The following is a 464-nucleotide window of genomic DNA, read 5'->3' as shown; positions in this document are numbered from 1 at the left end:
TCTGTTCTGCACATTTTAAATAAGTTTCAGGATTGGGTTTACTTAACTGCACATCATCTGCACTGATAATAGTTCTGAAATATTTATGCAGTTGTAAACCATCTAATACAAAATCTACATTAAACATAATAGCTGCCGTACCGATAGCCATTTGAATATTATGTGCGAAGACTTTTTCAAGAAAAAAATCTGCACCGCTTATCAGTTGTAAGTGAGGCTTATACGTTTGCTGATATTGCTTTTCCTTTTCAACACTCAATTCTCTTTTTTGTTCTGCAGAGAATTTTCCCGGCAATACTCGTTCTAATAATTCTTCGTTTTTGCCGTAGCACTGTTCTTTCGTTTCTTTTAAAGAAATAGGTACGCCTAAACTGTTTAATATTTTATGCCATGCAATAATGTGGTATTGCATATCATCAATCAACGTTCCGTTTAAATCAAATAAAAATGCTTCGTATTTTTTC

1 protein-coding gene is annotated in these 464 nt (G+C 33.0%); it reads right to left on the bottom strand.

From position 1 onward, the window contains the following. The coding region (locus tag E3E36_RS11835) for an HAD family phosphatase (protein WP_206203674.1) at nucleotides 1-464 on the bottom strand (464 nt) is incomplete at both ends.

Source organism: Thermococcus sp. M36, assembly GCF_012027355.1.
Taxonomy (GTDB): domain Archaea; phylum Methanobacteriota_B; class Thermococci; order Thermococcales; family Thermococcaceae; genus Thermococcus.
The sequence above is the reverse complement of the archived record's forward strand: the minus strand, read 5'-3'. Positions and strand labels throughout refer to the sequence as shown.